We start from the raw sequence: 21500 nt of genomic DNA, 5'->3' as shown, positions 1-21500 counted from the left end.
CCTCTCTATGTTATAGATTATTGTTTGATTTCTCTCTTACTGTATATTATAGTCCCTAAATATAAGAATACAGCGCCAACAACTATATGAACAAGTGTTTTCCAATTGATTAGGAATGACCAATTAGGCAAAGTAAATTCAGAATCATAAGGACTTATTGAACTTATATTATTCCATCCAATATTGATAACAGAGAAGATATAGTCGAAGGGGGAGGGAATATTCCAGCCATAGATATTGTTAAAGATCAGCCCAATAATCCAGAATCCAAAAATAATACCAACAAATTTTGTGTTCGCTGCATCCTGAAATAGCGCTGATACCAGAAAGGTAAGAGCAATAAATATGGCTGATATAAATAATATTGGGACTGCCCAATGTAATAATCCAATAAATCCGAACCAGAAATTCCAAGGCATTACTTCTCGTAGCAATATACTGATCACGGCGTTAGTAATTAGAAAATTTATCAAACATAAGCCAAAAAATATCAGCCAATTACTTCCGACTATAGCTATGAACTTCAACATTGTTTTTCTGAGTATTGAGACCGGTTGCGCTCTGTGAAACAGCTCGTAATTATCTCTATGATTAACATTTAAGGCATTATTAGTCGTTAAGGCAAGAGTCAAAAGAAAGAGAATTGATATTGATAAAGCCGCTATATAGTTGTAAACATAACCAATTTGCTTATACTGCTCTACAACCTCAGTCGGTATTGTTCGGATTACTTCTCTGAGAGACAATGCCTCTCCATCTATTATCGCAGCGTTCCCTTTATTATAAATGAGAGAGAAGACTATCATTAGAATTATAACAGCATAGATAGCAGCTAAAATCCAAACCGGTATAAATAACTTCTTTCCTAATACTATCACCTCTTTTTTTATTAATGCTTGATTAGTTTTCATAATATCCTCCTACTTCCGCGAGAAAGAGGTCGGTTAATGATGGTCGTCTATATTCTGCACCCTCTATTACCGCTGACTTCTCTACTAACCCGCTGATAGAACCTAATTTTGGGGTAATTAATCTGGGATTAAGTTTCATAAATTCATCTTTCTGTTCTGTCGGGACAGAAATGATACTATATCTATTCTTTAGTTCTTCAATGCCATCGTGTAGTATGATCTTACCCTCATCAATAAAGATGATATCGTTTAGAATATGCTCTACTTCCTCTACCTGATGGGTTGATATAAGGATCGTTTTGGAATCATCATAAAACTCGCCTAATATTGTGCTGAAAAATTCCCTGCGAAAGGCAATATCCAAGCCAATGGTTGGCTCATCTAACAGCAATATGCTGACATCGAGTGATAGAGTAATCATTAGATAAAGCTTTGTTTTCATGCCTTTAGAGAGTTTTCCCACTTTCTTATTCATAGGTAGTTTGCTGATCTCCTGTAATCTTTGAGCACGAAGACTGTTCCATGCAGGGTTAATATTCGAGACATAATCAATTGTCTGCTGAACAGTTAAGCGGTCATCAATAATACTAACATCAGGTATAAATGCCAGCTCATTAAACAGATGATGCTTATGCTCTGATAGTGGCTTACCCATTACCTTGATTTCACCATCATGCTTTAAAAACCCTAAAAGACATTTCATTAAGGTAGATTTACCTGCTCCATTCTTACCAAACAGACCAATTATTCTGCCACTCGGTATGGTGAGATTCACTTGGTCTAATGCCTTAAATTTTCCATAATACTTGCTTAATTGTGATATCTCGATTGCATTCATTTCTCTTCTCCTTCTTGCTGATAGATAGTCTCTATTGTTTTTAATATCTCCTCTTTTTTGATGCCAAGCTCTTTCCCTGTCATTATAATAGAAATTAAATCCTCTTCCCGAAACTCTTTCTTCTTGCGCTCTCTTAACTTTTTCCTCGAGCCGGGACTGACAAAAATTCCTATACCTCTTCGCTTGTATAGGATCTGCTCGTTGATTAAATCGCTTAAAGCATTTACCGCTGTCTTTTGATTGATCTGATATGTTTGAGATAACATACGAGTGGAGGGTATCATCTCATCTTCTTTTATCAAACCTTTGATAATTGCTTTTTCGATCTCCTGCCTCATTTGAATGTAAATCGGCATCTGATCATCAAAGAATTTCATTTTTCACCTCCATTTTCTTTTCTCTCATCTCCTGTCTGGTGGTAAGGTAATTCACTGGTTCACCTTGTCAAGCTATATTTTTTCTGCAGATATCTTAACATCGTCAATTCCCTTTTACAGATAGGATTTTGCCTCTAAAAAAAATTTTGAGAGACTAGTTTCTCTTATCTCGAGATAAAACTTTTCTAGTATCCTGAATCAAAAAATCTTTAACAATTTCATTCTTAAACTGATCATTTTATAATCAATTGATACAAAGGGACAAAATAGTTGATATTGGAAATAATAGCAAAATCCAAGAGTTAAATATTGCACTTGACAACGTTGGTTCTTCGGGGCTAATTAGTACTTAAAAGCATTAATAATGGCGGGAGTAGATATGATTGATACTAAATACCTTCTAATTACAGATATAGGTAGTACAAACACCAAATCCATATTATTACAACAGGAAGAGGATACATATTCTCTTGTCGGTATAGAAAAAGAGGCGACTACTGTTGAATCACCTTATGATGATGTTAAGATTGGTCTTTACCGTGTCTTACGTCACTTAGAAAAGAAGAATGGTTTTCAGCTTCTTACACCTGAATCAGATGAAAAGAATGTAACTATAGCAAAAGAAGTTAGTTACCTCACGACCAGTAGTGCCGGTGGTGGCTTACAAATCCTTGTCATAGGGCTATCTCTCAATGAATCTGCCAGCAGTGCTCAAAGAGCAGCTTATGGTGCCGGTGGAGTAATTCTCGATACTCTTGCCATAGATGACAAACGATCGATCATTGAAAGGATTCAATTAATAGATCTGCTTCGCCCCGATATCATTCTTTTTTCTGGCGGTATAGACGGGGGTGCTTTAGCTTCTGTCATTAGAATGGGGGAGATGCTCAATGTATCTAACCCCAAACCTAAATTCGGTGTATCTTCTAAGATCCCTTTGATCTATGCCGGAAATGTAGAGGCGAGAGATTTTATTCAGACAATGTTTGAAAATAAGTTCGATCTTCATTTTGTGCCCAATATCCGTCCTAATATGAAAGAAGAGAATCTTGAACCGGCAAGAGACGAGATCCATCGTCTATTTATGGAAAATGTAATGGAACAGGCACCCGGTTATAGTGAGTTAAAACAGATCGTAACAGATGCAATAATACCTACACCTTCCGGAGTTATAAAATCACTGGAAGTAATTAGTAATTATTTCCAGAAACATGTTATAGCTGTCGATATCGGAGGAGCTACAACCGATATATTCTCTAACATCTTTGGTAGATACTATCGAACTGTAAGTGCCAACTATGGGATGAGTTATAGTATCACCAATGTCATGGCAGAGAGTGGGTTTGCCAATATCCGCAGATGGTTGCCAAGTAGTCTTGATGAGAATTATATTCGTAATTACATCAGTAATAAGATGTTATATCCTACATACATAGCATCCGATGAGATCCAAGAAGCTATAGAGCATGCAGCGGCAAGAGAAGCCATTGATATGTCCCAAAAACACCACTTGCAAATGAATTTCCAGATCCAGAGAATTGGCCTGTTGGAGATGATCAAAAGTGGTATGACGAGGAAATTCAAAGAAGCCATGTATTATGAAAAAACTGTAGATAAACGTAGCTTTTTCTTAAGAGATTTTGATATTGTCATTGGTGCCGGTGGAGTTTTTACAGGTACTCGAAATCGTAAGCAAGTTATACTTATGTTAGCTGATGCTTTTGATATAGAAGGAATAACAGAGATCTGGCGCGATAAAGATTTCATCTCTCCGCATCTTGGTAAATTGAGTGAAGTTGACCCTAAGTTAGCTGAATCTTTACTTTTTAAATATGCCTATGAGAAACTTGCTCTCTCGATCAAACCGATATTCAAAGCCCCGAAGAAAAAGCTTAAACTGTTAGATATTAAGATGAAAGAGAGTGGTAAAGAAGAAAACTATGAAATTTTATCTGATTCGTTAATACTTCTTGAACCTACTCAGGAAGCAGAATTTGAAATCCATTGTCTTAAGGGTTGTTCTCTCGGTTCTCATGATAATCCGCTGAAGTTAAAAAGTGATGTGCCTTTGTTGATAGATACGCGAAAAAATAATCGTTTTGATTTTGAGATGATGAACGAAACCTTAAAACTTTACGACCTCAAAGGAAATGGGGAAGAGCTAAAAACGAGTTTTGATAATTTAATGCATCATAAGCAGATAGAAGAAGGAACCGCTCTCTTACACCGCAATCTACCCTATAAGGGTGAGATCTATGCTAAAGAGGGTGATGAGGTAAAAGCCGACACCTTAATAGGTGAGGCAAAATTTGACCCACCTAGACTGTTTATCATTAACTTAATAACTCTCTTGAGAATTGATAAAGATACATTTAAGGAGGGTTTAAAAATATCAGAAGATGATGAGATCTCTGCCGGACAGAAGATATTTGATATTCCACCTAAGGGTATACTTAGCTCCAACATCTTCTATCATTCCAATATCAGAGGAGTGGTTGAAAGGATTAATTATGAGACCGGTTCTATCTACTTGAGAGAGATACAGGATTATCCATTAAAACCGATGAAAATCAACTTAGCAGAGAAGCTTGGCATTAAACCGAAAGACTTAAAGGGACATCTCAAGAAGAGAGAGAATGATTTTGTCAGAACAGGAGAAACTCTTGCCAGATATATGTTTAAGAAGGATAGAACTGATCTGGCTAGAGGTCAATCAACTGTCTTTACTTCACCGACAACCGGTACCATAACAAATATTGATTATGAAAAAGGGATAATAACTATCCAATATCTAAAGAAACCATATACTCTTCATCCGGGAGTTAAGGGAAAGATTATTCAGACAGAAGAGAACCGTTCGGTTACTATTGAGTATAATGGAATAACTATCAATGGTATTATCGGTTTTGGTAGAGAAAACTTCGGATATTTGAAATATTTGGATGATCCTGATAAAAACGATCTAACTGCTTTCGAGGGAAAAATTATTGCCTGTCCCCAAGCAGTTGATCTTCTATTGCTCAAAAAAGCTCAAGCAGCAAAAATAAAGGGTTTAGTTATACCATCCATTAACAATGCCGATCTGACTCAATTCTTAGGAAATGAGATCGGGGTAGCACTGACAGGTAAAGAACCAATACCTTACCCAATTATTCTGACTGAAGGATTTGGTAACTTTTTGATGCATTCTACAATTCAGGATAAACTAAAAAAATCAGACGGAAAGGAGATCTATCTCGACACATTCACACAGATCAGAGCAGGAGTAAGAAGACCAAAAATTATTATTACCGACTAGTTCCGGTTATCGGAAAAAGTATAAAGTCTTTTACATTTGACTCATTTTTGCGTTATTAATCTTTAGTTACTGATTAAACGTAAGGATTTGTCGGCGGTACTGAAAAGTGCACCATGTCGGTACTAAAAAGTGCTCCACTTTTTAACCGAAAAACAAGCGGATATAAATCCAGCTTTCAGCTCTTGATAATCATATGGAGTAGAGTTCAATCTCTCTATTTCAACGATTGTAAGACATTCTATGCCTTTTTTTTCGAATCGAATAGAACTTATATGTCTTGCTGGATTTCGAGTGATTATATCGTGTTTCAGGGCGTTGTTGATTACATATCTGAAACACCTCAAATAGGTATTAGCGGTGGATCGAGAGAATTTCTGATTGAGTAGATAATCCTGAAACCCCTGACATATCGAATTATCAAACTTATTAATAGGTAATGACTTAGATTTATTGAATTTCAGAAATAGGGTTAGAGTAGTTCGATAGTTTCGATCTGATGTTTTCCTCGATATAGTCTCCCGAAAATATGTGATGAAGTCTATTTCAGGCTCTATATTAGGTTTCACTTCTCTCGGTATATCCGATTTCTCTATATCTCGGAGTTTCTTCTTCGAAGTCCTTATAATCTCTTCATCTTTTCTCAGACATCCAGTAAGTTGTAGACCTAATGATGGTTGTCTCCGAACTCGCTCCCAATCATAATAGTCAGCATATATCATTGCGTAACGCTTAGTCTTTCTCACTCTCATTGTATATCGTCTATCGTGACTCCAATTCAATATATTTTTCTCGATAATCCATATATTAGCTTTAGTTTTTGATATTTTTCATTGACAAAATAAAGGTTTTTTTTATTGCATTAGATATAAAGAATAGGATGTATTTGGATATGTCACAGATGAATGTTTTCAACCCAATCATGCATGAAATGGTTAAGAATTTAGCTCCTTGGCATTCTTTCATTGCAGGCCCGGGTTTTCCTGTAAAACCACTATATCGGCGTGACGAACAATTTAGAGATATTGAACAAGTTGTTGTCAAATATTATGCTTCTGATTTGCAAAGCATTACTGCTGTAAGCAAAACAGGTGAGACAGCATCTGTTTTATTTGAGATTATTGATGATTTGAACTTAAAAAAGATGCTATGTCATCTCAAAAAGAATGAGACTACTGAGTTAACTATAACTGAATGGTTCGATAACAATAAAGTATATTTAACTATAAGAAGACCTGAAAGTAAGGAATATGATGTAGATATTGTTGTAACAGCTATTGATGGGAATATCCATGAATTTGATATTTTTATTAAATTCAACAGTCAGGAGTTTCGTGGTATCATTAAGGCAAAATCACTTGATGTACCTCAAATTGCCCTTGATTTTGCAGAAGCTATTAGCTCAATGCAATCTAGTCATACAATTGCTGCTGCAGACCCCAAAATCATTGGTATCATTACGATGGAAGCATATAAGATGTTTTACCAAGAAATCCGGGATATAGTGTGGCATGCTATTAATTTTGTTGCTAGTGTCCTCGTCCACATATTAACTGTTTGTTGGGGGGGAGCACTTGCACACATTATTAGTTTTCTTTTGATACCATCTGAATTACATACTGAAGAAGAATAATTAATCCAGTTAAGGACAGTTAAGGAGTATATAATGCAGCAGTCTCTGATTCATATTATTTTTGCCGTCCTATCGGTAGGTTGCCTTTATTGGTATGTATTCAAGAGACCTGTAAATCTTCGCAGATATCTTCAATGGAGGCATGTTCAAATAGTTAGCAGCATGTCATTCTCCGAGATAGAAGAAAAAATACGAAAGCTTTATCGTAATAAGTTGTGTATCAATGTGGGAATGACTAAAGACGTTTTTTATTTTAAAGATAAACCAACTTTATACACTTGGGGTAATACTTATATAGTTAAGCAGGGGGATGATAAGCAGCATATTACGCTATACTATCGTGGGTCAATGCTTAAGTGGCGTGTTGATAAAACAAACCTTTCCAGTGTCATTTTCTATTTAGGTGGCCGATCAGAAACCGCAAATTAATCGTCCTAACACTAGGAGATACAGTAGTTCGTCGGAAAGAACTACTGTGCTGCCGGGAGAAATGACCGAGAATAATTGTTACCGACTAGATCCAGTTATCGGAAAAAGTATAACGTCTTTTACATTTGACTCGGTCTAACTGTATATTTTTCTTTGTGCTGATAAAAATAATAAGGAGTCAGAATGATTTCAAACTCAATCTTAAGAACTTCGTTTGTTGCCATCATTTTGATCGGCGTTTTCATCTCTTTTTCGTATGCTATCAGACCGGAAGCACTGGAGCTTTCAGGAAAAATCGAAATTGAAGATAATATCGTGTCTTATACAACAGCAGAGGAGACTATTCTGCTCTATCTTATTGCCGGTGAATTAGTTGATAGTCAAACCTTCCCTCTTGATATGGAAGAGGATTATATTCTCAGTGCCCACCCCTCAGAGAAAGGTTTTATTGTTTATGAAATAAAGACCGTTGACGGTGAACAGAGTTTTAGATCAACAGATAGAAATCCGATAATTGTCTCTTTTTCACCTGAGTTGATTTATACTGTAGAAGCACGTCGTTGTATTTCCTGCCGTTTGTGCATTAATAGTTGCCCTGTGGGAGCTATCAGGATGGTCAGAGGAGTTGCAGTTATAGATCAGGAAAAGTGTATCTCATGTGGTATTTGCATAGAGGGCAATGCAACCTACTTTGAAGGATGCCCGGTCGAAGCAGTTCTTGAAAAAGAGAGAGAATAGTATCGTATTGTTGTTATTCTATCTCAAATTCTCTGGTAAGCCTGCCGATACGATTACAACTGGCAACTATATTAAGTTTCATTCCTGATTGTACATCTGGTAATCTATAAACGAGAGTAACTGAATCATTATCGTCTTGCCTGCTCATTTTATGAACTACAAGCTCGTTTCTTCCGTGTTGAATCGTAAGCTGGTCTATGTAGTGATTTCCCGGATTATTGACATTATGCTCGATAACTATAGTCAATAACAACTCTTCCTCATTAAAAGTAATATTCATCTCAGTCGGTGGATGTGCCATCAAAAAAGATAGTCCAAGCAATAGTATCATAAGAAAAATGGTTTTTTTCATAAAAACCTCCATCTAAGGTTTAGTTTAACCGAAAAATTTGAAGTATATAGCTAAAGAGCCATGGGATATCGCAAAGATAAACGTTAAGATGCCAAAAAATCGATGGTATTTAACTTTTACTTTGATCACTCTAGCCCCCATAAGAACTGTAATTAACAATAGGGCAAAGGTAGTCAGCCCTAAAGGGAATATAAACTGATATAGCATAATAACTCCTTATCTTGTTATAAATTAAATATATTTTTTGCTTTCCGTAAGTCAACTTCATTCTCGCAAAATTATTACTTGATTTCCTCTAATTCTTTCCGGACAAATTTCATTAACCCCTCAAGGTTACTTTCTGAGAAGTCAAAATTGATGCCGGCAGTTTCATAAAGTTGATCAACCGGTTTTGTATATCCCAAAGCAAGGAATTTCTTATAGTCTTCGACCGCTTTTTTCCCTCTTTCTCGGTAATTTTTATAAACAGCAAGAGCACCTAACTGTGCCATTCCATATTCGATATAATAGAACGGAACTTCAAAGATATGCAGCTGGAACATCCACGAATATTTTTTCAACTCTTCCAAACCCTGCCAATCGACACCTGTATTAAACCTCTCCATTAGACTGGCAAAGTATTCTGCTCTTTCCTGTTTTGTATGCTGCGGATTAGTATAGATCCATTGTTGGAAGGCATCTACTATCATGCACCAGGGCAAGAATTTAAGGGTACCTTGCATCTGATCACGCTTCGCCTTGTTGAAATCTTCTTCAGAAGGATAGTATTCAGTCCAATAATCCATGGTCATCATCTCCATAGCCATAGACGCCAACTCAGCTACTTCACTGGGAGTATCCTGATAATGGATGATCGGTATTTTGTTAGTAGCGAAAGAGTGCATGGCATGTCCCGACTCATGCAGCAGAGTGACTACATCCCTGTGCAGACCGACAGCATTCATAAAAATAAAGGAGGTTCCCATCTCGTGTAAGGGGTAATTATAGCCACCGGGTGCTTTCCCTTTGCGGTTTTCCAGATCAAGTAGTCCGGTATTATCCATCTTATTAAGATTAATGGCAAATTCCGGATCGACTTTATTCATGATTTTAATCCCTTTACCGATAAACTCTTCGGTGGTTTGAAAAGGTTTCAGGATTTTCCCGTCCAGATCGACTGCCGTATCCCAAGGTCTAACAGATTCAATATTTAGCTTCTCTCTTCGCTCTTCTGTCAATTCTCTTAAATAGGGGAGGATAACCTTTTCCACAGAGTAATGGAACTGTTGGATATCTTCCGGTGTATAGGCAAAACGTCCCATCTCTTTATGTTTATAATCACGATAATTATCAAATCCGGCATTCTTTGCCTGTTGTTCCCGTAAGTGACGCATTTCGTCAAACAGGTCATCCAACACTTCTTTGTCCTGGTTCATTCTTTCATAACGCAACCGCCAGACCTCCTCTCTCGCCTTTCTATCCGGCTCCAGAAGATACTTGCCTAATTGCGCAAGAGTCTGCTCTTTCCCGTCATAAGTCACCGTCATTTTGGAGTTTATCTCTCCGTATTTGTTGCTCAGTTCGACCTCTTTCGTTTTTAAAGGTACGTTCTCTTCGCGGAAGATCTCAATCTCATTGGCTATCATTCTCTTCAGATGTCCATACTCTTCATCGGAAAGCTCCTTTTTATAGGGACTTTCATAAAACTTCAAGTTAAGTTTGTTGTTATAGGGCTGGGCTTTAGCTACTACTGAGGCATAAAATTGATTATAGTTTTGTTGATGTTCCGGTTGATCTGCATAACGGGTCATTTTTATATAGAGATTAGCTATCTTCTCCGAGATGATCATTGCCAACTCGCTGCTCTGCTCCATCAATTTAACTAAGTCTTGACCACTATTGATCTCCATCTCCAATAACTCTTGAAATGATTTCTCCACTACATTCCAGTCGGTTACGTTATAATCCTCAGAGTAGTATTTCCTCTTTCTTCGACTGATCTTTTCTTCCGTAATCTTCATCATAAACTCCTTAATATTTTATAGTTAAAAACATTTTACTTTCCTTTTCGTGTTTGCTTGAAGAGACGTTTCATATGAGTAAAATCTTGATTATAGAACTGACCACCGGGGGCAGTATCACTGACGAATTTTATCTCCTCAATGGTATAAAAAGCTTTTGGATTAAATTCTTTGATAATTGAGACGAAGTCTTCAATGCTCTTTCTCTTGATAACCGAAAATATGATCTCTACCTGTCCTTCAGCTCCATGCCCCTTTATAGTAGTAAAACGATATCCGGCATTGCGTAAGAACCCTACCAATTTACTGCTATCTTTTTGAGGAATAACTCTCATCTGCACCAATCCCATCGCCATCTTCGCCTCGATCTTGATCCCGACAAAGTTCCCCATGGCAAATCCTCCGGCATAGGCAAGATAGTAGTAATAATTGTTCAGGTTCTGAACGATCTGTTTCATTATGATCAACCAGAGTAGAACCTCAAAGAATGCTAACATCGGTGCCAGATATTTCATACTCTTGGAAACAAAGATGATCCTGATACTTCCGATTGTCTGGTCTAATATCTTGGAAAGAAAAATGATCAAGGGAAGAATAATATAGGCAAAGACAAACGTGTCGGTGAAAGCTATTGCTTCCATTATCTTAGCTCCTTAAAGATATTATTGAATATGACATATAAAACACTTCAGATAGGTACTTTCCGGAGTAGTCAAACTCACCGGATGATCCGGAGAAGCACCCCTCTTTTCTAACAATCTTACGTGTCTTCTGTTACTAACTGCTGCTAATCTGATTATTTCAGCAAACTGATCAAGGTTTATCCTCCCTGAACAGCTGCAGGTTAAAAGAATGCCGGAAGGATTCAGACACCGGATTGCTAAATCGTTCAGACTGATATAACCCTTGATGGCAGAAGATATTCCACCCTTCGATTTTGCAAATTTTGGGGGATCAAGAACTATCAGATCGAATTTTCTCCCCTCTGCAGCAAATGCGGTTAAAACCTGAAAACTATCACCTTTTTCAAATTTCACTATGTTTTGTAAATTGTTGAGGTCAACGTTCTGCTCAGCCAATTTCAGAGCAGTTTCAGATACATCCACCCCTAATACCTCTTTAGCTCCGGCAGTGGCAGCAGATATAGAAAACCCACCGGTGTAGCAGAACAGGTCAAGCACTGAACGATCCTTAGCATATTTGCTCAGAGCTCTTCTATTGTCTCTCTGATCTAAATAAAAACCGGTCTTTTGCCCTGTCTGTAATGAAATATAAAAATTCAATCCACTCTCTTTTATCTTTAGCGGATTCTCCGGTTCTTCGCCCCAATAAAGCCCATCGGCAAGAGTCAGCTTTTCACTCTCTCCAATCCCTTTATCTGTCCTCAAATAGATTCCTCGAGGTTTTATCTCTTTCTTTAATACTTCAACTATTATATCCCTCTGCTGATAAAGAGCTAATGATGTAAATTGCAGAACTAAAAAATCATTATAAAAATCTACCGTTAACCCCGACAGGTTATCACCTTCGTTATTTATCACTCGATAGGCATTAGTTTCCGATAGATCCAAAGTTTTCCTTCTCAGATCGACAGCTTCTTGTACCCTTATACGCCAAAAGTTATTATCTAAGTGTTCACTTTCACACCAAGAATACAATCTTATCCTGATCTGACTCTGCGAATTGTATAAACCCCAAGCAACAAACGTTTTATCATGAGCATAGAGAGCAACGACATCACCGTCTTCCGGTTTACCCTCTAATCTCGATATAGCTCCCGAAAATACCCAAGGATGTTGACGTTCTGCCAGATGACCGACCTGTTCCTTTAAATACACTCTAAACATACTTTTAGCTGCCATCAAATTAATTACTTTAAAAATTTACTTTAACAGATTTAGGCATTAGGTTTACTGTCAATCTAAATCAAAAAAACAGCATCTACCCGTTTATTTCTAAAAGCACTCAAGTTAGAAATTTCATCTCTAATCTGTTTTGTCATCCTGAGTGATTTCCGAAAAGCTGCTTGCTTTGCTAACGAAAATAGTATCGAAGGAAAGACAAAACAAAATAACCTGATTCTCTGTCTCTCTTATCACTCGATACAATCTGCACTAAAATGGTAAGCCCCTCACAGAAGCAATCCATTTTGGTGCAGAACACTCTGGATGCCAGAAAGGTTTTTCGAATTTTTAAACCTTCATCCAAACATTTTCTTTGCTCTTTGACAAAATAAGCTATATTGCTGCTTTGATAATCTTCACGATCGCTTTCAATGCTGCTTTATGCCCCGCTCCGTTGATCTGATTCGTTGTACCTGTGAAGTACAGATTGGTATCTGGATTGTAAAAGGCAAATGATCCGGTTTGCCCCCAAAAACCGATTATTTCTCTGATTGGCTTGAAGGGAGATACAATTCTTGGTATCCAGAGTTTCTCTAAACCAATGCCATAGAAAAGAAGAGCCGGTGGTGGCAGGATCAGATTCCATCTCTTCAGACTATTTATTCTCTCTTTAGGGAAGAAACGTCCTCTAAAGAACTCTTTTAAAAAAATCATACTTTCTTCAGCAGTGGAAACGATCCCACCTTCGGGAGTTACTGATGCTATATACTTGGGTAGCCATAATTTATTTGATTTGTAATAGAAGGGAACCGGACTTGTATCATTGGTGTCGTGGTATGCATAAGTGTCATGTAAGTTGAGTTCGTCAAATATGTTTTCCTTGAAAACCTGACCAATACTTTTTCCGGTTACTACTTCGACGATTTTACCGAGTAGCTGATAGTTGGTATCGGAGTATGTAGCTTTCCCCTTCTTGCCTGGTATGAATTTGGGTTTAAGGTCTTTTACCAGTTCAATCGTTTTTTCTAAGTGCCACGATTCATCTTTACCATCTGTTAATTCTGCAGCAGCTGTTTTACCGTTAGCCTGTTTATGAAAGAAATAATCAGGTAATCCGGAAGTATTTGAAATTAAATGCATTATGGAGATATTGTTAGAATAATCAACACCTCGTAGCACATGTAACTCTTCGGTCAGATCACTTGGTAAATATTCTGTTATCTTATCGGTAAAACTGAGCTTTCCTTCCTCAATAAGTCGCATTACTACTGCTGTGATATATAGTTTCGTAACACTGGCAATAAAGTAACGACTATCTTTTTGCATTTCGCCTGCAGCACTAGTCCAAGAAAAACTATCATCACCACTTTCCACTCTGAGAACTGCACTGAAAATATTCTTTTTCTTAATTATTTTCTCAACCGTTTTGTTAAGAAATGATTCCTTAATCACTTTTTTCAACTGCTTCTCCTGAATAGTTTATCCTAATAGCATTTGCTGACTCGTAAAACCTTGCTCTTCCAGAACTATTAATGTCTCATCGTTTTAATTCTCTCCAGGTAACTTTGCCATCATGATCTTTCTCTGCTCATAAGCTGCTTGATGGTAAAGAAACCAGATCGGGTCTCCTGCATATCTAAAATTTCCCTCTCTGTCCAGTTTTATGGTTCTCTCTCTATGAGCTGGTCAAGAAAACAAATCGTTGTTTTTCTACTTAATACTCAACAACGCTTAGGTAATTCTTTTTGCCCCTTACCAATAGATAAAAATACAGGAGCAGGACAGAAATCTGGATTTTCCCAGTTATGGTTTACCGTGTTACCAGAGTAAACTCTTATTTTTTAGAAAATACTTCAGACGCGGAACCCGTTGTTGTTGTTCGTGTTCGTCGGGTTGTTGTTGTTACGATTGGAAACTGTGCAGTTGTTGGCATTTGACTATCTCGGCTATCTGAGAATTGTAAAGTATAATGTAAGCAGGTAAACCCTCATTGGCTGCAAGCTCATTCCGCCAGTCTCTTAACCGGTTATATTGAACAATCTGTTCTTCCGATAGATCTTTTAGCGGATTACTATCACTTTTCTTCTTTGAAACATATTCAATGAAAAAAGAATAGTAAACCCCATCTCCGCTATGAAAGAACTCTTTATCAATGTGAATAATCTGATTCTCTTCACAGAATTTGACAAATTCGCTATCGTCAAAAGAGCGCGAGATCGCGATTGAAAAGAACAACAATTAACTTATAGATAAACCATACCTCCTTAAAAATAAATTTACTACCGGATAGCAGGGGGATAAATCCCCCTGCACCCCCGGTTGTTTATTATCCTTTTTACTAAACTCTGTTAAATCTTCTGTGGACCGTTCTGACTCTAAATCATTGCCAAAAGGTTCACCCTGTGAAATTGCACTTCGTGCACCTGCAATGCAGGATTTCACAAGGTAAAAAGGTAAAAAATTTACCCCGTGAAATTGCAAAGCACAATTTCACTGGCGGACAAAAGTTAAGGGGAAATCCTACAGACGCGGAAGCCGCTATCGTAGCTCTTGCTCGACGGGACGCTGACGGCACGATGGGAAACTGTGCAGTAGCTGACGCGGTCGCTCCAGCCACCGCCCCGCCTCACCCGGAAAGAACCGCTCGTAGCTCCGGTTGGATTGATATATGAACCAGATGGATAACTATCCCAAATATCCCATACCCAATTCCAGACATTGCCACTCATATCATAAAGTCGTAACTCATTAGGCAGTTTTGTGCCGACAGGATGAGTAGTGCCTCCCGAATTTGCATCATACCAGGCATAATTGACTAACTGAGACTCTAAGTTAGTCCCTGCATAAGTCGAATTAAATGTCCCCGCATTCTGAGCAGGTACACCACCCCGGGCAGCATACTCACGCTCCATCTCTGTAGGCAAACGATAGCCGTTAGCTGACCAGTTACAGGAGACATTGGTATGATTGGCATCACTCGTATTCCAGCCAGCGGGCCAATTGGCAGGGTTAGTACCATAGGTACTGTAACTATATGCCGGAGTCAACCCTTCCATCATACTGAGACGGTTACAATACTCTATGGCATTGAACCAGGATACTTTATATGCAGGATAGTTATCTCCTAAACCATACTGTCTCGTCCAATTAGGATCATGTATACCTGCCATTACAGATGAATATTCTGCCTGAGTAACCTCATACGTACCTATGTAAAAGTCAGATAATGAAACATTGTATGAACCTCCTCCTGTGTCACCGGGGTTGAAATAACCAAATCCACCGGGACTGAAAGTAACCCCTGCCGTACCCTGAACAAAGATCATCTCTCCAGGAATAACGTCTATGATATAATTAGCCTCTGCTATCTCACTCTTAATCCAGCCATCTTTATATGCTCTGGCTTTGAGTGTAGTATCTTTTGATATCTCTATGGGGATTGTATATTTAGGTGATGATTCCGTAGGATCTGTTCCATCGGTTGTATATCTTATCGTCGCTCCTTCCGTGGCACAAGTGATAGTAACAACTTGAGGTATTTTATAAGTGCCCCCAGGAGGGTTGAATTCCGGGGATGCTACAGTTCGGGTAATAGTATAAACGGCCTCTGCTATCTCACTTTCAATCCAGCCATCTTTATATGCTCTGGCTTTGAGTGTAGTATCTTTTGATATCTCTTTGGGGATTGTATATTCAGGTGATGATTCCGTAGGATCTGTTCCATCGGTTGTATATCTTATCGTCGCTCCTTTCGTGGCACAGAAGATAGTCACCGTCTGAGGTGAGGTGTATGTCCCTCCCGGGGGATCGAACGTGGGGGTTGCCACAATGTCCAGTAGCTCTTCGAAAGTTATGCTTTCGATCTCGCTAATGGAGATTGACACTTCTGTATTGTCTGTCTTATGAATTATCATTTGCATCGCCAGAACAGAGGCAGCCAAGATTAATATGAGTAAAAATAGTGTTATTCTTTTCATTTTTCCTCCTATTTCAGCATGATCATCTTGCTGAACTCTTCTGTGTCGTTAACACAAACCCGGTAAAAATAGACCCCGCTCCCTACCTGTCTGTTGCTGTCATTACTACCGTCCCAAATGATGGCGTGGGTTCCGCCTTCCAAAGTGTCATCAAGCAGTTTTCTTACTCTCTGACCTTTGACATTATAGATCTCTATCAGGGTTCTGCTCTCCTGAGCGAGTTCAAACGATATGGTCGTCTCGGGATTAAAGGGATTGGGATAATTCTTGAGAAACCTGATCGGGATCAGGCTAACAAACTCAACCATTTCTTCAACAGACATATCCTCACTGAAAGTGATCTGAACTATCTCGGTAAGATTAAATATTCCCGGGTCACCGGAAATCAAATGGACATTTAACGTTTCGTCAGTAAAAGTCAGTTCCTCAATATCTGCCAGATTATATCCGACAGTATCTTCAGAAACCAAATGGATAAAAATAGATCCTGCTGATAAGACGGACAGGGTGAATATCATTAACGTCAGGATCAACATTACCCTTCTAAAGAGTATCAAGAATGATCTCATCATAATAACCTCCTTTTGGTTAATAAGATCATTAACAGCTCAAATGGTTGGATGATTTGGACGATACTGCTATGAAGTGTTTTTTTACGACATCACTTCCAACCGTTTCAAGAAATCGACATTAAAATTTTCTCCTGTTGCATAAAAAACCACACTGAATATTGCTAATATTAAAACCATCTCTAAATGTTACAACTTAACCACCAAACAGATTGATTGATGAAAACGGGAGAGGCAGAGTCGCTGCCTCTCCCTATTGGTTCTATTTCAAAAGCACCATCTTCTTGATGTCCCGGAAACCTCTATCGGTTTCCATACTGTAGAGATAGACACCGGAAGATGTCTTTCTTCCATAACGGTCTTTACCATCCCAGACGATACCGTGATAGCCTTGAGAGTAGTAAAGGCTGCTGAGCAATTCTCTCACCACCTGTCCGCGCGAGTTATAGATAACCAGCGTGACTCTTGCCCCTTCGGCAAGAGAGAAACATATCTTTGTCTCCGGGTTGAAGGGATTGGGATAATTGCCCAGCAGTGCGTTTACGGAGTGAATATCCATCTCATCAATAGACATTTCTTCAACAGTAGTAAATGTCCAGACGAGACAGTCTTCAGCATGGATATGCTCATTATTGTAGATGACAAAGGGAATCACCTGCCAGTAGTAATTCTCTCCATAAGCAAACTCAAAGGGGTGCTCTTCGAAGAGATGCTCTCCAGCCCCCCCCTCAATATCTGCCTGATATGGATCTTCACTCAAATCACCTGTCCACATATTGACCAGGAAACCGTCAGGATCTGAAAATCCCTCTTCAGATGTATAAGTCCAACCGATATGTGTATTAATCGGCACGTTGGTAGCCCCATCTTCCGGGACAGGGCTGTGAGCATGAGCCGGAGATTGTGGTTTTTCTCCTTCTGTCGTAAATGACCAGACAGGACAGTTTTGGGCATCTCCGAGGTTATTGAGTTGTGAGTTTTGAGTTGTGAGGAGATATCTATCTTTTCCGTTTGTACTAATCCTGTCATCATAAGAATATATAGTTGTAGGGATAACCATCCAGTAATAGGTCGTTCCATATTCCAGATCAGGTAGTATCTCCGTGCTTGAATATTTGATCTGATCGTCTAGATAGAGAACCCAGTCAAATTCATCATCTTCTTCAAACTCACCTGTCGAGTTCATATAGACACGGAAACCGAGAGGATTGGCAGACATGGGATGAGTAAAATAACTCCAGCCTAACTCTGCCAAATTGACAGGTACATTCACACTACCACATACAGGTACAGGATCCACCACTCCGTGAGGGAAAGAAAAGTATGTGAGGGTTTGCCAATGTAAAAAGGGATAACCGTGATTTAAATATACTGGATCTTCTTCCCATATTTCGGTAAAATCCCAATTGACATAGGTATTCTCAGCATAAGGATATGTCATCTCGGCAGTGGTTCTACCTTCACCTCCCGCACTCGTTTTCTGTCCCGATGTTTGGGTATTCCAATAACTGTTGGTAGAGGAACTAGCCGATTGAGAACCGACAAGGCCACCAACATTTGTATTACCCATTACATGACCTAATGAGTAGCTATCATTTATTTGTCCGGACAAAGTATTGATACCTACAAGACCTCCAACATGATAATCACCATAGACTTTTCCAGAAGAATAACTACAGCATATGTTACTTGATGTATTGTAACCAACTAAACCACCCGATATTCCATATGATGCATTTATGTTTCCGCTTGATTTACTCATCTTTATTGCTGCCCATTGTTCGTTTGATCCGGCAATCCCGCCAATTGCTGAGCCTCCTGTGACACTTACTGAACTACTGCTCTTTAAAATTGTGCTGTGCCAAGTATTTACTCCAACTAACCCGCCTCCAGAATTTCCTGTAATTTTTAGTATTCCCGAAGAATTACATCTATATATTGTGCTTGAATCAGATACTCCAACAAGAACACCTGCAACATCCCAAGCAGTGATGTTTGCATTTAGTATGTTTATACGATGCAAGTAACTATCTGATATATATCCAAACAATCCAATAGGACTACTATCTGGTCGATTAATATATAAATTGTCAATTGTGTAACCAGCACCATTATATGAACCTATAAACCAATATTCGAAATAACTGTCTCCAATTGGATGCCAACCCTGACCATTGAACCAGTCAACCGTTTCCGAAGCATCAATGTTAGCAGTCTGGATATAGTTAAATCCCCAGCGTGTCTCCTGATCAGGATCTGGTACTACAGCATTGCTTGCCGCTATCCAGTAAAGATTTTCCAGAGATGCAATCTCATAGGGGTTGCCTTCGCTTCCGTCTCCTGCAGCAGGTGCTATTGCGGTTTGAGCCATAAGGCTCATACTAAACAATGCTAGTATTAAAATTACAACTAAACGTTTCATCTTAACCTCCAAAAAGATTGATGAAAACGGGAGAGGCAACGTAAGTTGCCTCTCCCTGTTGTTTCTATTTCAGAAGTACCTTCTTCCTGATTTCACGAAAGCCTCTATCGGTTTCCATAATGTAAAGATAGACTCCGGAAGATGCCATTCTACCATATTGCTCTTTACCATCCCAGAGGATGCTGTGATAACCTTCTGAGTAGTAATGTCCTTTTAGCAGTTCTCTCACCACCTGTCCGCGGGAGTTATAGATTATCATCGTAACTCTTGCCGCTTCAGAGAGTGAGAAGTTGATGTTTGTCTCGGGATTGAAGGGATTAGGATAAGCACCGAGCAATCTGGTCTGCATACCCTCTGCGGGAAGTACATCCATTGTCTCTTCGATTTGGAACCCTTCCAGAGCGATTTCAGAGCCACGGGCAGGGATGAAATTAATGCCCAATCTGACATTCGGTTTGAAATTGAAGGTCGAAGTAGTAGTGGCATTCGTCTGATCGGCATTATTCGAGCCGGTGAATCTATACCCGTTACTCTGATCGGTTATCCTCTGTCGTCCCGAATTACTCCAGGATGTAGCGAGACTGAAGGCCGTATCTACGAGGATATTATCCACTCCGTTCCAGGCGAAGGGTGCTGGAAGTTCGAGCATATCCCAGCCACCAGCTTCCGGTATATACTCAACGGTCGTGAAGACTGTCTCATAAGGACCGGCATCGTGTGAGGAGGCATCAATAGCCGTTGTATGCTTCATTCTGATGATGAAGTCTGGCAGCGGGTAGAGTGGTGACTCTTCCACATAGAATCCGAGATGGGTGACCAGCCCTTCACCGAAGTAGCCGGCAGCATTAATCTCGGCGGCTGTATATACCATCTGTCCACGGAGACTGGCATTCCTGAGGTTGATCGGTGCCTGCTGATTAGGTCGGTTAACACCCGTTCCCGTACCTATCTCCACAAAGACACCAAACGACTCGATCTCCGTAGTGAAAGACCAGACAGGGCAATCTGCAGCAAACAAGATTTCATCCCCATCCATAACATAAGGGATGACCTGCCAGTTGTAAGATGTCTCGTATAACAGATCTGCTACCGGATATGTTGTAACATTTCCGAGATCGATCATTTCGGGTTGAGATTCCTGAGCGAGCCAATAACTGAAGAAATAGCCGTCAGGAACATTCCCTGCCTCATTAGGTTCCCAGGCAAAGATGAACTCAACGGGAATATTTTCTGCAACCGGTATCGGATAGAGAGCAATGGCAGGAAGTGGCGGTTCAGGTGGCAGTTCAAAGAAATGAGCTGTAACAATTTTATCGCCATCCATCAGTAAGGTAGTAAAAGGATCGAATATCTCAGCACCGTCAACAAACCACTTTTCGAAGTCCCAGCCCTCTGCGGGATAAGCTGCCAGATTTACGATCGTGTTCTCGGTATAGATATGCTGACCTGCAGCCGGTTCGGTTGTACCCTCACCGACTATGTTCACCGTCAAAGTATATTCTATGATCAACTCTTCGGTAGTGAATGTCCAGACGGGACAGTTTTCAGCATAGAGATAGTAAGTTTCACGAACACTTCTGGTTTCGCTAACCACTCTCGTTCTCCTTTCGCTAAAGAGCAGCCCTATCGTTCCATTCTCCACTATTACATAAGGAACGACCTGCCAGTTGTACTCTGCCAGATAATCCAGTCCCTCTACAGAGTATTCTGTATTAATTCCGACATCTATCATTTCGGGCTGTTCTCCATCAGCAAGCCAGTAGTTGAAAAGATAGCCGTCTGGGATAACCCCATCAGGATCTGCTGCCCACTCGAAGGTAAAGGCAACAGGTATATCAACAGCCTGATCTGCCGGAAAGATAGCAATGGCAGGAAGTGGCGGTTCGGGCGGGAGTTCAAAGAAATAAGCTGCAATAACTTTATCGCCATCCATCAGGACAGAAGTAAAGGGTTCGAATACATCAACACCATTAATGATCCATTTCTGGAAGTCCCAACCCTCTGCAGGATAGGCTGCCAGATCGACCAGCGTATTCTCGACATAGAGATGCTGACCTTCCGTCGGTAAAGTTGTTCCGTCACCTGTTATTACAATTGTAAGAGAATACATGTTCG

General features: G+C 39.4%; 18 protein-coding genes. 4 read left to right on the top strand and 14 right to left on the bottom strand.

What is annotated here, in order from left to right:
* Window positions 1-17: 17 nt before the first annotated feature.
* Genes K0B81_02315 through K0B81_02305 form a run of 3 tightly spaced genes read right to left on the bottom strand, consistent with a single transcriptional unit; the run spans window position 18 to window position 2126 of the window.
* A complete protein-coding gene (locus tag K0B81_02315; GenBank protein ID MBW6515435.1) occupies window positions 18-911 on the bottom strand; it encodes a hypothetical protein in 894 nt (297 codons plus the stop codon).
* A complete protein-coding gene (locus tag K0B81_02310) occupies window positions 901-1749 on the bottom strand; it encodes an ABC transporter ATP-binding protein (GenBank protein ID MBW6515434.1) in 849 nt (282 codons plus the stop codon). Before K0B81_02310 ends, K0B81_02315 begins: the two co-directional genes overlap by 11 nt.
* Window positions 1746-2126, bottom strand: coding sequence for a GntR family transcriptional regulator (locus K0B81_02305; protein MBW6515433.1), 381 nt, complete (start codon window positions 2124-2126; stop codon window positions 1746-1748). The genes K0B81_02310 and K0B81_02305 overlap by 4 nt, the downstream gene beginning before the upstream one ends.
* Window positions 2127-2505: 379 nt before the next feature.
* Here K0B81_02305 and K0B81_02300 point away from each other — a divergent pair, with 379 nt between their 5' ends.
* Window positions 2506-5424, top strand: coding sequence for a glutamate mutase L (locus K0B81_02300; GenBank protein MBW6515432.1), 2919 nt, complete (start codon window positions 2506-2508; stop codon window positions 5422-5424).
* A 122-nt stretch (window positions 5425-5546) separates the two neighbouring features.
* Here the strand turns inward: K0B81_02300 and K0B81_02295 are convergent, their stop codons facing one another.
* Window positions 5547-6173, bottom strand: coding sequence for a phage integrase SAM-like domain-containing protein (locus K0B81_02295; GenBank protein MBW6515431.1), 627 nt, complete (start codon window positions 6171-6173; stop codon window positions 5547-5549).
* Between the two features lie 140 nt (window positions 6174-6313).
* Here K0B81_02295 and K0B81_02290 point away from each other — a divergent pair, with 140 nt between their 5' ends.
* From K0B81_02290 to K0B81_02280, 3 genes are all read left to right on the top strand, one after another.
* Complete coding sequence (locus tag K0B81_02290) at window positions 6314-7054, top strand: hypothetical protein (GenBank protein MBW6515430.1); 741 nt, start codon at window positions 6314-6316, stop codon at window positions 7052-7054.
* A 33-nt stretch (window positions 7055-7087) separates the two neighbouring features.
* Window positions 7088-7483: a hypothetical protein gene (locus K0B81_02285; GenBank protein MBW6515429.1), complete on the top strand. Its 396-nt coding sequence runs from the start codon at window positions 7088-7090 to the stop codon at window positions 7481-7483.
* Between the two features lie 183 nt (window positions 7484-7666).
* Complete coding sequence (locus tag K0B81_02280) at window positions 7667-8221, top strand: 4Fe-4S binding protein (GenBank protein MBW6515428.1); 555 nt, start codon at window positions 7667-7669, stop codon at window positions 8219-8221.
* Between the two features lie 13 nt (window positions 8222-8234).
* On the opposite strand, the gene K0B81_02275 is transcribed toward K0B81_02280, so the two are convergent.
* From K0B81_02275 to K0B81_02230, 10 genes are all read right to left on the bottom strand, one after another.
* On the bottom strand, window positions 8235-8573 hold the full coding sequence (locus K0B81_02275) for a hypothetical protein (protein MBW6515427.1): 339 nt from the start codon (window positions 8571-8573) through the stop codon (window positions 8235-8237).
* A 281-nt stretch (window positions 8574-8854) separates the two neighbouring features.
* Entirely contained in the window at window positions 8855-10573 is a 1719-nt protein-coding gene (locus K0B81_02270) for a M3 family oligoendopeptidase (protein ID MBW6515426.1), read from the bottom strand.
* Between the two features lie 35 nt (window positions 10574-10608).
* Window positions 10609-11214, bottom strand: coding sequence for a DUF2179 domain-containing protein (locus K0B81_02265; protein MBW6515425.1), 606 nt, complete (start codon window positions 11212-11214; stop codon window positions 10609-10611).
* 21 nt (window positions 11215-11235) lie between these two features.
* A complete protein-coding gene (locus K0B81_02260; GenBank protein MBW6515424.1) occupies window positions 11236-12420 on the bottom strand; it encodes a class I SAM-dependent rRNA methyltransferase in 1185 nt (394 codons plus the stop codon).
* Window positions 12421-12810: 390 nt separating this feature from the next.
* Window positions 12811-13869, bottom strand: coding sequence for a beta-lactamase family protein (locus K0B81_02255; GenBank protein ID MBW6515423.1), 1059 nt, complete (start codon window positions 13867-13869; stop codon window positions 12811-12813).
* Between the two features lie 450 nt (window positions 13870-14319).
* Window positions 14320-14652 (bottom strand): HRDC domain-containing protein, encoded by a 333-nt coding sequence (locus tag K0B81_02250; GenBank protein MBW6515422.1) that lies wholly within the window; start codon window positions 14650-14652, stop codon window positions 14320-14322.
* Between the two features lie 272 nt (window positions 14653-14924).
* Window positions 14925-16394, bottom strand: coding sequence for a chitobiase/beta-hexosaminidase C-terminal domain-containing protein (locus tag K0B81_02245; protein MBW6515421.1), 1470 nt, complete (start codon window positions 16392-16394; stop codon window positions 14925-14927).
* An 8-nt stretch (window positions 16395-16402) separates the two neighbouring features.
* A complete protein-coding gene (locus K0B81_02240) occupies window positions 16403-16966 on the bottom strand; it encodes a T9SS type A sorting domain-containing protein (GenBank protein MBW6515420.1) in 564 nt (187 codons plus the stop codon).
* A gap of 259 nt (window positions 16967-17225) precedes the next feature.
* The gene (locus tag K0B81_02235; protein ID MBW6515419.1) at window positions 17226-19385 is read right to left on the bottom strand and encodes a hypothetical protein; all 2160 of its coding nucleotides are present in this window, start codon (window positions 19383-19385) and stop codon (window positions 17226-17228) included.
* A gap of 64 nt (window positions 19386-19449) precedes the next feature.
* Window positions 19450-21500, bottom strand: a 2051-nt coding sequence (locus K0B81_02230; protein MBW6515418.1) for a hypothetical protein, incomplete at its 5' end; no start/stop codon positions are given.

It is taken from the genome of Candidatus Cloacimonadota bacterium, from assembly GCA_019429305.1.
In the GTDB taxonomy this organism is placed as follows: Bacteria; Cloacimonadota; Cloacimonadia; order Cloacimonadales; family JAJBBL01; genus JAHYIR01.
Note: the sequence above shows the minus strand (reverse complement) of the source record. Positions and strands in the feature narration are given on the sequence as shown.

What these genes read in the sequence shown, in the direction of transcription:
- K0B81_02315 (MBW6515435.1), bottom strand. Translation starts at nt 911, where the DNA reads ATGAAAACTAATCAAGCATTAATAAAAAAAGAGGTGATAGTATTAGGA.
- K0B81_02310 (MBW6515434.1), bottom strand. Translation starts at nt 1,749, where the DNA reads ATGAATGCAATCGAGATATCACAATTAAGCAAGTATTATGGAAAATTT.
- K0B81_02305 (MBW6515433.1), bottom strand. Translation starts at nt 2,126, where the DNA reads ATGAAATTCTTTGATGATCAGATGCCGATTTACATTCAAATGAGGCAG.
- K0B81_02300 (MBW6515432.1), top strand. Translation starts at nt 2,506, where the DNA reads ATGATTGATACTAAATACCTTCTAATTACAGATATAGGTAGTACAAAC.
- K0B81_02295 (MBW6515431.1), bottom strand. Translation starts at nt 6,173, where the DNA reads ATGAGAGTGAGAAAGACTAAGCGTTACGCAATGATATATGCTGACTAT.
- K0B81_02290 (MBW6515430.1), top strand. Translation starts at nt 6,314, where the DNA reads ATGTCACAGATGAATGTTTTCAACCCAATCATGCATGAAATGGTTAAG.
- K0B81_02285 (MBW6515429.1), top strand. Translation starts at nt 7,088, where the DNA reads ATGCAGCAGTCTCTGATTCATATTATTTTTGCCGTCCTATCGGTAGGT.
- K0B81_02280 (MBW6515428.1), top strand. Translation starts at nt 7,667, where the DNA reads ATGATTTCAAACTCAATCTTAAGAACTTCGTTTGTTGCCATCATTTTG.
- K0B81_02275 (MBW6515427.1), bottom strand. Translation starts at nt 8,573, where the DNA reads ATGAAAAAAACCATTTTTCTTATGATACTATTGCTTGGACTATCTTTT.
- K0B81_02270 (MBW6515426.1), bottom strand. Translation starts at nt 10,573, where the DNA reads ATGAAGATTACGGAAGAAAAGATCAGTCGAAGAAAGAGGAAATACTAC.
- K0B81_02265 (MBW6515425.1), bottom strand. Translation starts at nt 11,214, where the DNA reads ATGGAAGCAATAGCTTTCACCGACACGTTTGTCTTTGCCTATATTATT.
- K0B81_02260 (MBW6515424.1), bottom strand. Translation starts at nt 12,420, where the DNA reads ATGTTTAGAGTGTATTTAAAGGAACAGGTCGGTCATCTGGCAGAACGT.
- K0B81_02245 (MBW6515421.1), bottom strand. Translation starts at nt 16,394, where the DNA reads ATGAAAAGAATAACACTATTTTTACTCATATTAATCTTGGCTGCCTCT.
- K0B81_02240 (MBW6515420.1), bottom strand. Translation starts at nt 16,966, where the DNA reads ATGATGAGATCATTCTTGATACTCTTTAGAAGGGTAATGTTGATCCTG.
- K0B81_02235 (MBW6515419.1), bottom strand. Translation starts at nt 19,385, where the DNA reads ATGAAACGTTTAGTTGTAATTTTAATACTAGCATTGTTTAGTATGAGC.